At 48.9% G+C, this 12,750-nt stretch carries 10 protein-coding genes; 2 read left to right on the forward strand and 8 right to left on the reverse strand.

Going from position 1 to position 12,750, the window contains the following annotated elements:
- Positions 1–96: 96 nt before the first annotated feature.
- Both BLS14_RS14040 and BLS14_RS14045 read right to left on the reverse strand, forming a co-directional pair.
- Positions 97–774 carry a TIGR00266 family protein gene (locus tag BLS14_RS14040; protein WP_063567751.1) on the reverse strand — a complete coding sequence of 226 codons (678 nt, stop codon included), beginning with the start codon at positions 772–774 and terminating at the stop codon, positions 97–99.
- Positions 771–1,166, reverse strand: coding sequence for a winged helix-turn-helix transcriptional regulator (locus tag BLS14_RS14045; RefSeq protein WP_063567750.1), 396 nt, complete (start codon positions 1,164–1,166; stop codon positions 771–773). Before BLS14_RS14045 ends, BLS14_RS14040 begins: the two co-directional genes overlap by 4 nt.
- 163 nt (positions 1,167–1,329) lie before the next feature.
- On the opposite strand from BLS14_RS14045, the gene BLS14_RS14050 reads away from it, so the two are divergent.
- Together BLS14_RS14050 and BLS14_RS14055 are read left to right on the forward strand one after the other, a co-directional pair.
- Positions 1,330–2,529 carry an MFS transporter gene (locus BLS14_RS14050; protein WP_090952346.1) on the forward strand — a complete coding sequence of 400 codons (1,200 nt, stop codon included), beginning with the start codon at positions 1,330–1,332 and terminating at the stop codon, positions 2,527–2,529.
- A gap of 208 nt (positions 2,530–2,737) precedes the next feature.
- Positions 2,738–3,583, forward strand: coding sequence for an aldo/keto reductase (locus BLS14_RS14055; protein WP_090952350.1), 846 nt, complete (start codon positions 2,738–2,740; stop codon positions 3,581–3,583).
- A 251-nt stretch (positions 3,584–3,834) separates the two neighbouring features.
- Here BLS14_RS14055 and BLS14_RS14060 read toward each other — a convergent pair whose 3' ends face one another.
- The 6 genes from BLS14_RS14060 to BLS14_RS14085 all read right to left on the reverse strand — a co-directional run bounded on the left by BLS14_RS14060 (position 3,835) and on the right by BLS14_RS14085 (position 12,730).
- The gene (locus BLS14_RS14060) at positions 3,835–5,934 is read right to left on the reverse strand and encodes a glycosyl hydrolase family 18 protein (RefSeq protein ID WP_090952353.1); all 2,100 of its coding nucleotides are present in this window, start codon (positions 5,932–5,934) and stop codon (positions 3,835–3,837) included.
- Positions 5,935–7,506 carry a chitinase gene (locus BLS14_RS14065; RefSeq protein ID WP_090952355.1) on the reverse strand — a complete coding sequence of 524 codons (1,572 nt, stop codon included), beginning with the start codon at positions 7,504–7,506 and terminating at the stop codon, positions 5,935–5,937.
- Positions 7,507–7,882: 376 nt separating this feature from the next.
- Entirely contained in the window at positions 7,883–8,965 is a 1,083-nt protein-coding gene (locus tag BLS14_RS14070) for a pectinesterase family protein (protein ID WP_090952358.1), read from the reverse strand.
- Entirely contained in the window at positions 8,962–10,074 is a 1,113-nt protein-coding gene (locus tag BLS14_RS14075) for a glycoside hydrolase family 88/105 protein (RefSeq protein ID WP_090952365.1), read from the reverse strand. Before BLS14_RS14075 ends, BLS14_RS14070 begins: the two co-directional genes overlap by 4 nt.
- Positions 10,075–10,118: 44 nt before the next feature.
- Positions 10,119–11,102: a LacI family DNA-binding transcriptional regulator gene (locus BLS14_RS14080; RefSeq protein WP_176854516.1), complete on the reverse strand. Its 984-nt coding sequence runs from the start codon at positions 11,100–11,102 to the stop codon at positions 10,119–10,121.
- Between the two features lie 32 nt (positions 11,103–11,134).
- A complete protein-coding gene (locus BLS14_RS14085) occupies positions 11,135–12,730 on the reverse strand; it encodes an extracellular solute-binding protein (protein ID WP_090952370.1) in 1,596 nt (531 codons plus the stop codon).
- Positions 12,731–12,750: the final 20 nt, after the last annotated feature.

Here is a 12,750-nt window from a genome sequence, read left to right on the forward strand (position 1 = left end):
CATATACCTCCATCATTACACCTTGAGCTTCATCCTATCTTATAACGATTGTCGGAACGCATGCGTTTCAACGTTGTACATTTTCAGCGGAAAACATTAGCGTGAAGGAATAAATTGCTTGACCCATTGACCAAATCCATGCGGATTACGGCTCTGGATCAGGACTGTACCTTCACCTCGAAATCGGCATACCAATCCTTCTCCACTGGTCACGCTAGATAACCAACCTTGTGAAGCTTTCTCAATGCGATAATTCATATAATTGGGCCATGCGACCAAGTGGGCATTATCCACGATCACTTCTTCACCCGCAGCCAGATTAATCGCATGGATTGCACCATAGGATGATAGGAACACTGTTCCTCGCCCACTGATCTCTATAATAAAGAAACCCTCTCCCGAGAAGAGACCTTTCTTCAAGTTTTGCATTTTGGTATTCACCTGGATGCCTTCCGTTCCGGCCAGAAAACCATCTTTCTGTACGTAGAGCGAATAGGAGCCATCCAGTTCAATCGCCTCCACATCCCCCATGCTGGAGGGTGACAACAGAATTTCCGCAGATCCCCCTGCAGCCGTTAATTCCTGAAAAAAGAATTTCTCGCCGCTGATCATTCGTCCGAATCCGGCAAACATACCGCCTTCAGCAGATCCCTTCAAGTCAACGGTTGGTGTCATGGATACCATGGCCCCGCTTTCTGCCTTGAACCGTTCTCCCCGTTGCAATTGCACCTTAAGCATCGCAAATGCACCATCATATAGAATTTCATAGTTCACGGCTTCATCAGCTCCTTATTGTCCGTGTTAAAATCATTTAACCCATTATCCTCTAACACTGAGAATTTGTCTCCGTATTCCTTAATAATGTGCTGATCTCCCCAATTACAAAGGGCATTCAGAATCGGTTCCAAACTTCGGCCATATTCACTCAGTTCATACTCCACCTTGGGAGGTACCTGATTATACACAATGCGGTTCACAATCCCGTCATCTTCAAGCTCCCTCAGCTGCTGTGTTAACATTTTCTGCGTAATTGCGGGCATAATACGTTTGAGATCACTAGTGCGTTTCTTCCCGTGTGTCAGATGGCAGAGGATAACGCATTTCCACTTGCCACCGATGACTTCAAGTGTCGCTTCAACTGAAATATTATACTTCTTTCTGATCATGCTGAATGTCCTCCCGGAAATTGTTATTCATAAAAGCAATTGCTATATAGGCACTAAAAAGTACGTAGGGTACTAAAAAGTACGTACTATTCATTTTATGTCGAATAACTCATAATAGCATTTGCCGGTACGTAAATCTACATTCTGGGGAGTTGAACAAGACATGTTACATGATTCAAAACGCAGTACCTGGGCACTGCTGGCGCTGGCAATCAGTGCGTTTGCCATCGGCACCACTGAATTTATCAGCGTTGGTCTGCTGCCCCTTATTGCAGATGACCTGGGCATTTCCGTAACGACAGCGGGACTGACCGTTACTTTATATGCATTAGGCGTAACCTTCGGGGCACCGATTCTGACATCATTGACGTCAACGGTGTCACGCAAGACGCTGCTGCTTGCCATTATGGTTGTTTTCATCGCTGGTAACACCATGGCGGCGCTCTCGAGTGGAATTACCATGCTGCTCATTGCGCGAATTGTCTCCGCCTTGGCACACGGAGTATTCATGTCCATTGGTTCCACCATTGCGGCAGACCTGGTTCCTGCAAACCGACGGGCGAGCGCTATTGCCATCATGTTCTCTGGTTTGACCATTGCTACAGTAACTGGTGTACCCCTGGGTACACTCATCGGTCAAAACTGGGGATGGCGCGCAGCTTTCATTCTTATCGTTGTCGTAGGTGTTGTGGCCTTTATCGGCAACATGCTTCTAGTGCCATCCACGTTGCAACGCGGAACGCGAACTGCCTTCCGAGAACAACTGAAGCTGGTAACAGGCGGACGGTTGCTGCTGGCTTTTGCCATTACCGCCGTGGGATATGGGGGGACGTTTGTGGTATTCACTTATCTGTCCCCACTATTGCATGATATCAGCGGGTATTCCGAGAAAACGGTCGCGGGAATTCTGCTGCTGTACGGGATCGCCATTGCTATCGGCAATATTATCGGGGGGAAAGCCGCCAACCGCAATCCGCTCCGAGCACTCTTCTATATGTTTATCATCCAGACCGTCATTCTGGGCATACTGTATTTCACAGTTCCATTTAAGCTGGCAGCGTTACTCACGATACTCGGCATGGGTCTGCTTGCCTTCATGAATGTGCCAGGGCTTCAGACGTACGTCGTGACGCTCGCAGAACGTTATGCTCCACAAGCCAAAGACGTCGCCTCCGCCTTCAACATCGCAGCCTTTAACGCAGGTATCGCAATTGGTGCATATTTGGGCGGTGTAATCACAAATTCCATCGGTCTGATTCATACCACATGGGTTGGTGCAATTATGGTTCTGGCTGCTGTTCTTCTGACTGGTTGGGCAAGAGCGCTTGATCGTAAAGATCCCTATTCCCCATCAGAGTCGTAAGACAGGTTAGGAGGTTCAGTCAGATATCAGCCTAAACACGCGTCTTTCCTAGGTTGAAGCTGCAACTCGGAACCGGTTTCGCCTTTATTTTAATCTAGTATAATACGTTAATTCGAATTTAATCTACTATGACTTAATGAAGGAAACTAGAATTTATCGTTTAACATCGTTACTATCATTTTGATTCATAATATGAGGAGGACTTCACATGACAGCACAACATTTACAATCCACAGTAGCTTTAAATAACGGCGTTCATATGCCTTGGTTCGGACTGGGCGTATTTAAGGTAGAAGAAGGAGCTGAATTAATCGAGGCCGTTAAACAAGCCATTGCTCACGGTTACCGCAGTATTGATACAGCTGCTATATACGGCAACGAATCCGGTGTAGGCCAAGCGATTGCTGAGGCATTGAGAGAGAATAATCTGAAACGTGAAGAATTGTTCATTACGTCCAAAGTGTGGAACGCAGACCTCGGATATGATGAGACGCTTGCGGCATATGAGACAACGCTGAACAAACTTGGACTGGAATACCTGGACCTGTATCTAATTCACTGGCCAAAAGCAGGGAAATATAAAGGCGCATGGAAAGCGATGGAGCAGCTGTACAAAGCAGGCCGCATTAAAGCCATTGGCGTCAGCAACTTCCAGATTCATCATCTTGAAGATCTGTTGCAGGATGCTGAAGTGAAGCCAGCAATTAATCAGGTGGAGTACCACCCTCGTCTGACTCAAGCTCCACTTAAAGCATTCTGTGAGAAAAACGGAATTCAATTGGAAGCTTGGTCGCCGCTGATGCAGGGTCAACTTCTGGACAATCCGGTTCTGACCGAAATTGCCACTGCAAAAGGTAAATCGGTAGCACAAGTCATCCTGCGCTGGGACTTGCAAAACGGTGTCATTACCATTCCCAAGTCTACCAAGGAAAAACGTATCGTCGAGAACTCTTCCATCTTCGACTTTGAATTGTCCAATGATGAGATGGAGCGTATTAGCGCCCTGAACGAAGATGTTCGCGTTGGACCTGACCCGGACAACTTTGATTTCTAATTGAAGTTTCTAATTATGTCCGAGTATATTTCTTCTAGATAAACTAAGTAGGGCAAAGCCTTGTTGGAGCCTGCTTTGACATACCATAGCCAAAAACCACCGGATCAAGAGCCGGTGGTTTTTGGTCTTCCCTTTTCTTATCTTCTTCTGTTTAGCGCCGAGAAACAATCCATGTGTCATATTCTCTTTCCACTAACTAAGCTCGCCAACACTGCACATTTCAATTAAAAATGTTGTATTTCAATTTTTAACTATTGAAGCTGCCACAAGGCAGGAACGTTGGATGGTTCCCATCCTGACAAGGAGGTGTGGGGCTGCAAACATTTATACGTCTTGCCGCTATATGTGACCAGTTGTCCCGCAGTATAAGCTGTGTTGACCTGCCATGCGGATACACCAGGATTTGTCGTTTCGGCGGCTGTCTTCACACTCACCGCGTTGCTCGCTGCAGACACGTTGCCTGCCGCATCCTTTGCTTTTACCGTAAATGTATACGAGGTATCCGCAGCAAGTCCGCTGATCGTTGCCGTCGTACCGGTTACCGTTGTTGCCAGTGTCGTTCCGTTGTACACGTCATAACCCGTTACACCCACATTGTCAGTGGATGCCGACCAACTCAGCGTTATGCTGGATGTGGTTTGTGCCGTCGACGCAAGGTTCGTTGGTGCAGTTGGCGCTTGCGTATCGCCTCCCGGCTGAGCCGTTGTGCTTACAGTTACAGCATTACTGGCTGCAGACAGATTACCTGCTGCATCTTTTGCTTTTACCGTGAAGGTATATGAAGTACCCGCTGTAAGTCCGCTGATTGTTGCTGTCGTTCCGGTGACCGATGTCGCAAGATTAGCGCCATTATAGACGTTATAACCGGTAACCCCTACATTATCCGTTGAAGCATTCCAAGCCAGCGTCACAGAGTTTGCCGTCACACCTGTCGAACGAGCATTCCCGGGTACGCTTGGTGCCGTCGTATCTACTGGTGGCACTGTACCTCCAGTAGGCAGATCGGCTTTCAGTTTGTTTTGAAGTGTTTTGTTACGGTCACCGCTGAGCTCCCAGAACATCGCTCCGCCGAGTCCTTTGCTCTTGATATAAGCCGTTTTATATCCAACGGACTCCGCATCGTCATAGCTGATAAAGCGCTTGTTGGACGCATTATAGAGATATGGCACTTTGGCTGTGTCATTCCAGTAACGCGTATACCCGTTTTTGTTGATGTAATTGGCTTCCAGATCGTAGAAGTCAAAGGAGCCTGCTTCCCATGTTCCAACGGAAGAACCACCCGTGCACGTCTGATACTGGCCGTTGCCTGCTTGTGCGCATCCATCCCAGCCACGACCGTAGAATGGAACACCAAGCACGAGTTTAGCGGCCGGTACGCCTGCATCCAGATGCCCTTGTGCTCCGGCTGCCACATTAAATGTATTGGCATCTGGCACGCCAGCGGCTGAAGCTGCAGGATCATAGTTCAATGGCGCATTATGTGCGCTGATCTTTTGCCAAGCCCCGTTAAAATCGTATGTCATAATGTTAATCCAGTCGACGATGGCAGCAATTTTTGCAAGCTCCGTATTGGCAGCATAGGTCGCAGACGCACCGCTTGCAATCGTAAGCAGATACTTCTTGCCGTCCACAGCTCCCGCTGCATCCAATTTTTCACGGATTTTGCTCAGGAGCAATGTGTAGTTTTGCTTATCTTCAGGACGTTTGCTGTTACCATCGAGACCGCCTGATACCGGGTACTCCCAGTCCAGATCTACTCCGTCAAAATTGTACTTTCTCAGGAAGTCCACGGCAGAGTTAGCAAAGACCTCCCGGGTTGCAGCAGTCGCGGCTACATCAGAGAAACGGTTGGACCACGTCCATCCTCCGACGGAGATAATAGTCTTCAGGTTAGGATTGGTTTGTTTCAGCTTGTTAAGCTGATTGATATTACCTGCAATGGGCTGATCCCACGTATCCCCTGCAAATGTCTTGCCCGTATCGATCCATGGATCGCCGAGCACGATTGTTCCGTTCGGTACATTGATCGTTTGGCTTTTTTCATTCTGACAGGTCCAGGTTACAGGATTGGGGCCCGAAGGGTCCGGATTTCCATGAATGCCGTTCCAGCAAATATCAGCAAAAGCATAGTTGATATGCGTCACTTTGGTCGGATCGATATCGGCTACATTATAGTTTCTGCCGTACGCAGCCCAGGACGGATAGTAACCAACAATTTTATAAGAATCTGCTGCTTCGGCCGTAGCAGGTTGGAGCGCGAAGGAAGGAACGATGACGGATAAGAGCAGGGACAGACCAAGGAAAAACTTTGCAGTCTTCTTAAATGCAGTGTGTTTATTTAAATGTATCATTTAATACACAACCTCCTCTGTCTTTTGCGTGCTAAGCCCATTCAGGAATGGACGATGTGCGTTCGAGAACTGGTTATTCGTATACGCGTCCCAGTTGATTGACCAGGTCATAATACCCTTGAGACCGGTATAGCCCGCAGGCTGGCGCAAGGTATAGGAGCCGCCGTATGATACTCCTTTGATCAGATAATTCAATGCCTTTTGCAGCTCAGCTGGCGCCGTATAGCCGCCTCCAGCCGCCTGCTGGGAAGCTGGTACGCCAATCGCAATTTGGTCCGGACGCAGAGGGCTAAAGAATGGACCCGAGCTTCCACCTACGTTAAACCCTTGAAGCAGCATTTCGGCCATGGCGACATGGAAATCGGCTGTACCTTGAGCGTAAGAACGTCCATCCAGCCCCACCATCGAACCGGTGTTATAGTGCTGCACATGAAGTAGGGTCAGGTCATTGCGCAAGGCGTGAATCACTGGAAGATACGCCCCCCAAGGACCACCATAGTTCAGATATCCGCCCTGTACGTAGGCCGTTTCCGGTGCAGCCGTCAGGACAAAATTGGCACCAAAGTGTGATTTAAGCGCTTTCACGCCGTTAATCAGGTTAACGATCTTCGGAGTCGTTGGACTGCGGAAGTCGGTATCGCCCGCATTTAAAGACAGGGAGCTTCCTTCAAGATCGATGTCGAGACCATTGAATCCGTAAGTCGAAATAATGGATTTTAGGGAATCCTCGAACTGTTGTCTCTTGGTCGCATCGGTGAGCTCAATCGTGCCATTGGCTCCCCCCATAGAAATCAGTACCTTCTTCCCTTGGCTTTGAAGGTACGCAATGTCCGACTTGAACTCTTCTACCGTAGCGTTATACGGAGTAAAAGCGAGCGTTCCGCTGCCGGGTGAAATCGGCTCGGCAAAGGAGACATTAATAACATCATAAGCTGTTGAAACGTTGCGCAGTTTAATGTTGGTAGAGCCATTATCGAAGTTGTGCCAGTAGCCGATCAGCCATTTGCTGCCGCTAGGCCCAGGATTCGAAGATCCGTTGGAAGTGGTAACGCTGAGAGAGGTGCTTGCTGCGGACAGATTGCCTGCCGCATCTTTTGCTTTGACTGTAAAAACATATGTGGTGCCAGCTGTCAGTCCTGTGACTACAGCCGTAGTCGTTGAAGTGTTCGCCGCGAGAGTACCATTCCGGTACACTTCATATCCGGTGACACCCATATTATCCGTGGAAGCGTTCCAGGTAAGATTGACCGATGTATCCGTGACGAGGGATGAGGTTAAACCTGCAGGGACGGAAGGTGGTGTCGTATCCGGAGTTGGAGTTCCTCCTCCCGTACCTTCCCCCACGTATTTCCACAATGCAGGCACATTTGAGGGCTCCCATCCGGTCAAAGCCGTATGGGGCTGAATACATTCATAATCTTTATTTAAATAGGTTACTAGATCTCCTTGTTTGTATGCGGTGCCTGCCTGCCACTGGGCAGCGGCGTCTGCTCTTGGTGCAAACCACGTAATAATCAGAAGAAATGCCAAAGCGAATGTAATGACCGGGCGGAATCGAACAGCTTGATTCAAGCAAAATCCCTCCTGTATTCAGATTATTTTCACCTTGCAAACAAAGCTTCACTGGTGCACTTACATGTGATCCGCGATCTATAGAGCTTATAAAACCGTCTGACGATGAGTATCGCTTCACTCCCTTCCCTTATCAAAATGGACCTTCCCTCTCGTTTTCTTTTTTTGCAGACATCATCCAAATTTACAGGGAATTTACAGATCCTCACCCTGTATTTAATCAGTAAAATGCAATTGAGATAAGGGATAAATTATTTCTATGGGGGGCGAAAAATGTAATATACCGCACAAAAAGGCCATCTACCAAGTCATTAAGAGACTTGATAGATGGCCTTTTTTTATTTTATTTTATAAATAAACGGATGTATTACCACGCTTATTGTAACTTCGAGGAGACTAGTTCAAATGACAGCATACCTTCGAAAGGTTGCCACCCATCCTCACCGGATAAAATAACAGGCACACTATATTCGGCCGCTTCCTGATCACTGAGTATTTTCGACCATGGAACTCTCCCCATCACACTTCCGGCCCCAGGTCCGGCACTATGATATTCGAAGTACGCTACCGTCGCTTCCGCATCGTTCTTGTTCCAGTTATGCCAGCCCTCCTGCTTCACATGCGCCCCCATCCAGCAGTTCAGGAAGCAGACTTTGGCATGATTACGCCACGGTCTGCCTAGATATACGGACTGAACGGGGGCGTTGCTGGTCAGGTCACAATCGATAAACACATAGCCATAACGTGCATCCTCTGGTGTGGAAGCAGCCGTGATCCAGCCATTCACTTCTCCCTCTGCAGCAGCAACATCGCTCAAGCGATTCTTCGCAAAAATCTCACAGCCCTGAAACACAGCCGTAGCCGAGCCAAAAATAAAATCCACATCGCCCTCAATGTAACAGTCCTCATAATATTGGCGCAGCTTCCGCCGCTCTGCCCCGTCACGCGGCCCCCCGAAGAAACTCCGGTCAATGGGCTGCTCGGGCAGCGGTCCGGTAAAGATCGTGTCCTGGTGACCTATAAATCGGCAATGCCTGAAGGCTGCCCGGTCCCCATCCACGTAGACAGCCAACGCCTGACCCACCTCACGACCAGGTCCAGCCGAGTTGATGAAGGAAAGTCCTTCAGCGGTGAACTCATCTGCACCAATAAAGGTCGTGTAAGAATGAAAGGTATGATACAACTCCCCGTTCGGGAACTTCTTGAGCGCATAATCATCATACGTGATGATAGTCTGATCAGCTCCCGCGCCGACGAGGTGAACCATCGGCTTCTCGATGTGTAGTTTTTCAATATAAGTGCCTGGCTTTATGCGAATCGTATACTTTTCAGTGCAGTCGGCCGGAATCGCATCAATGGCAGCCTGAATAGTGGGAAAATCGCCGCTTCCGTCCGCAGCAACCAGGTAACCATTCCTGTACAGATCCACATCTGATCCATGTGACAGAGGTTTGTTCATGGCAATCGCTCCATTTCCAGCGCAGCCAGCAAGAGCGGTGCCATGCCCATGAACGAGTCACTTACAATCTGCTCGCCGACATAATAACTGTATGAACCATCCCGATCCAGACTGAGCCCTGCCCCGTGACAGATCGCGTTCAGCTTCACGCCTTCCTCCGTTTCTTCCATCAAACGGGACGTCAGTCCATGCCATCCCTTCTCTGCGGCCTGCCTGAAATGCGGCTCAAGGTAACGCAAGTGAACGCCCTTCGCCATGGCATACACAAACATGCTTGAACCGGAAGCTTCCAGATAATTGCCCTTGCGGAATCCCTGGTCCAGCACCTGGAACCAGAGCCCGCTCTCCTGCTCCTGTACACGTACCAATGCATTACACATGCGCTCGAAGATGCCAATGATTGTGCCCCGTTTCGGATGATGAATCGGGAAGTGCTCCAGACTATCCACGATCGCCATCGCATACCAGCCCATCGCCCGGCTCCAGAAGTGTGCGGAGCATCCGGTTACGGAGTCGGCCCAGACCTGCTCCTTCGATTCATCCCATCCATGATAGAGCAGACCCGTGCGCGGATCACGCGTCTTGCGTTCGATTAGCAAAATCTGATGAGCCACTTCATCCCACAGATCAGGTCGGTCAAACGTCTTAGCATAATGCGCCAAGAATGGGGACGACATATACAATCCATCCAGCCACATCTGGAACGGATAGATTTTTTTGTGCCAAAATCCGCCCTCCGACGTTCGGGGCTGTCCTGAGAGCTGGGCTGCGAGCAGATGTGCGGCTTCAGCGTATCGCTGATCGCCGGTGGTTTCCAGCAATTCGAACAGGTTCTTGCCCTGATTGATCTGATCCAGGTTGTACTCTTCCAGGGAATACGTTCCGATGGAACCATCCTCCTGAACATACAGATCCATATGTCTTTTCATAAAAGAAACATACTCGTCCTTGCCGTATTGCTTGCCAGTGCGTGCCATTGCCATTAACGTCATTCCCTGAACATATGCCCACCGTTCCGAAGGAAACACATGATAGCCCTCTCCATCGCCTTGCTGGCAAATCATCTCCGCTATTCGCTCCGACCAAGATAACTGCGTCTGTACTTGCATAAAAGAACCCTCCCTGGACCTTGAATGTTGTACTCAGCCTATCCTTAATGCTCAGACACCCGCTGACGGCAAACTGCCGTCGAATTGCGATGATTCAGCTTCGGTTGGATAATCACCGGATAATCCGTCTGCTCATCACGGATCAACGATACGATCAACTCTGCTGCCTGTGCTGCCAGTTCATCCAGCGGCGGGCCAATGGTGGTTAGCGCCACCTCGGCATACTGCATATCCGGCAGATCATCATAACCGATTAACGAAATATCATTCGGCACATTGTAGCCCGCTTCCAGCAAAGCCCGCAGCGCGCCTCGGGTCACCAGGTTGTTCAAGCCAATAAATGCAGTTGGCGAATCTGATTCAAACGTATAATTCCGAATGGCAAAATAACCATCCTCCCAGGAGGAATGTGCAGGCAGCACATGGCGTTGATCAAAATCAAGGCCTGTGCGCTGCAACGCTTCCCGATACCCTTCAAGCTTGATATTTTGGGAGTTGCCAATGAAACCAATTCGGCTATGTCCCAGTGATTTCAGATGCTCAACCGCTTTGTATATGCCCTCTTTCCGGTCAATCTTGATGTAAGGGGAATTCGGGGCTTCATCTGTACCAAGCACAAAACATGGCATGTTGAGTGTCGCGAACTTTTTCCAGAAGGCATCCCGATTGTCCAGCGCATAATCCCACAGGATACATCCATCCACGCGAAGCTGGCTGAAAACATCCAGCCCATCATCCGCGACGACCAAAATCATCTGGTATCCCCGCTTCTTCAGCTCCGCATGCAGATTGCCCGATATATTCGAGAACAACGGATTGCTCAGTTCATCAAGAACAAAGCCGATAATGTTGCTTCTGCCGGTTGAAAGCTGCTGTGCCATAATGTTTTTTCGATATAGATGCTTCTCCGCAACCGCGAGCACCTTCTGCCGCGTCGCCGGTTTGATACGGGGATCACCGTTGAGCGCCTTGGATACTGTGCTGTAGCTCACTCCCGCTAATTTGGCAATGTCCTTAATGGTTATCAAAATCAATCAACACCTCTCAACCCTTCGGAAGCTTATTGCTGTGCAGCCTTATACCGGTCATATTGCGCCTGTCTGCCGGCAATAACCTGCTCAATGTTCATTTTTTTCAAAGTCTCAATATAACTATCAAACTGGTCCAGACTGGCATCTCCACTTATAAATTTGAAGTTCATCTCTTCCACATATGTCGTAATATCCGGCATGGACATGCTCTCTACACTCGCCTCATCTGGCAGAGCATATACAAATGGAAACGGCTCGTGGATGTAAGGCTCCAATTCCTTGTCGAGCTTGGCATGCCATTCGGCCACAACGGAATCCGCCGAATCGGTAGACTGAATGTTCGGCAGATTCACGGGACCAATGCCGAGTTTCTGGATATAGTCATTATCTTTGCCTTTGTCCGTGAATGTCTTCACGCCATTCTCTTCGGTGTACGTATCATCCTTGATTCCCCACGTATAATACGTCTGCGCTTCTTCACTAACCGCATAATCCAGGAAACGGAAGGCGAGTTCAGGATTTTTGCTATCTTTGGAGATTCCAAAAATCCCACTCACAGGAGTACGTCCAATATAGAACTGGTCTCCATGCGGTCCTTTCAGTGGCAGAATGCCTTTGAAGATGGGCTCCGTCGGATCATAATCCTTGAACAGCGGGCTGTAGACCATCGACATGTACCAGCTAAAATTAAACGTGGCTCCGGTTACATCCTGCGAGATGCGGGAGGTCACCTGATCACTTGTGGTACTGGCATAGTCCACCCCGAGCAGTCCTTCTTTGTACAGCCCGTTCAGGTATGTCAGATATTCCTTGTAGGCAGGCTCATAATAGCTGAAATGTACCTTACCCTGGTCATCCGCATAGAACTGATTGGACAGATCAAGACCAAAAGCAGGACCAAATGCCATCGGCACAAACTTGGATTCCATGGACAACGGTATTTCATCCGCCTCGCCGTTACCGTTCGGGTCGTCTGTCTTGAATTTGCGCAGCATCGCTGTGAACTCATCCAGTGTCGCAGGTTCGTTCAGTCCCAGCTTCTTCAACCAACGTTCATTCACCATAAACAAGGGCATGTAGTTTTTCGTAAGCGTTTGCTGCGGAACATAATACATTTTACCATCTGGCGTCGTTAAACTGGCTTTGACGGATGGGGATTTGTCGTATATTTTTTTGAGATTCACACCATACTTCTCCACTAGGTCATTCAGCGGAATAAACAGACCACTGTTAATGTATTTCATGAGCTGATCCTGATCTGGCAGATAGACGATATCCGGCAATCCCGTTCCAGCCGCAAGCCTTGGATTCACCGCATCTGCATAATTCTGCGGCGGAATGAGATCCCAATCGACTGTTACCCCGGCATTACTCTCAATTTTCTTCACAATCTCCGCAGTAGAGAGATCCACGTTAGTCGTCCATGCGTTAGTCCCGAGAATCGACAGCTTGGCATCTTTCTGGTCCGTTACCGGACCTGCCCCTGTGTAGTTGAACGCTGGCTCCGAGCTTGGTGAAGCACTGCCCTTATCTCCCCCTGATCCTGTACTGCTGCTGCATCCGGCGAGACTGATAGCAAGAATCACCGCGAGAACACTTTTTCTTCCGGCCCCTCTGATTATCATCCGTTATTCCTCCTTGTTAT

Source organism: Paenibacillus sp. OK060 (genome assembly GCF_900101205.1).
Classification (GTDB): domain Bacteria; phylum Bacillota; class Bacilli; order Paenibacillales; family Paenibacillaceae; genus Paenibacillus; species Paenibacillus marchantiae.

Excerpts from the sequence above, each read along its gene's own strand:
- BLS14_RS14050 (WP_090952346.1), top strand. The coding sequence starts at position 1,330 with ATGTTACATGATTCAAAACGCAGTACCTGGGCACTGCTGGCGCTGGCA.
- BLS14_RS14085 (WP_090952370.1), bottom strand. The coding sequence starts at position 12,730 with ATGATAATCAGAGGGGCCGGAAGAAAAAGTGTTCTCGCGGTGATTCTT.
- BLS14_RS14070 (WP_090952358.1), bottom strand. The coding sequence starts at position 8,965 with ATGAACAAACCTCTGTCACATGGATCAGATGTGGATCTGTACAGGAAT.
- BLS14_RS14075 (WP_090952365.1), bottom strand. The coding sequence starts at position 10,074 with ATGCAAGTACAGACGCAGTTATCTTGGTCGGAGCGAATAGCGGAGATG.
- BLS14_RS14060 (WP_090952353.1), bottom strand. The coding sequence starts at position 5,934 with ATGATACATTTAAATAAACACACTGCATTTAAGAAGACTGCAAAGTTT.
- BLS14_RS14045 (WP_063567750.1), bottom strand. The coding sequence starts at position 1,166 with ATGATCAGAAAGAAGTATAATATTTCAGTTGAAGCGACACTTGAAGTC.
- BLS14_RS14055 (WP_090952350.1), top strand. The coding sequence starts at position 2,738 with ATGACAGCACAACATTTACAATCCACAGTAGCTTTAAATAACGGCGTT.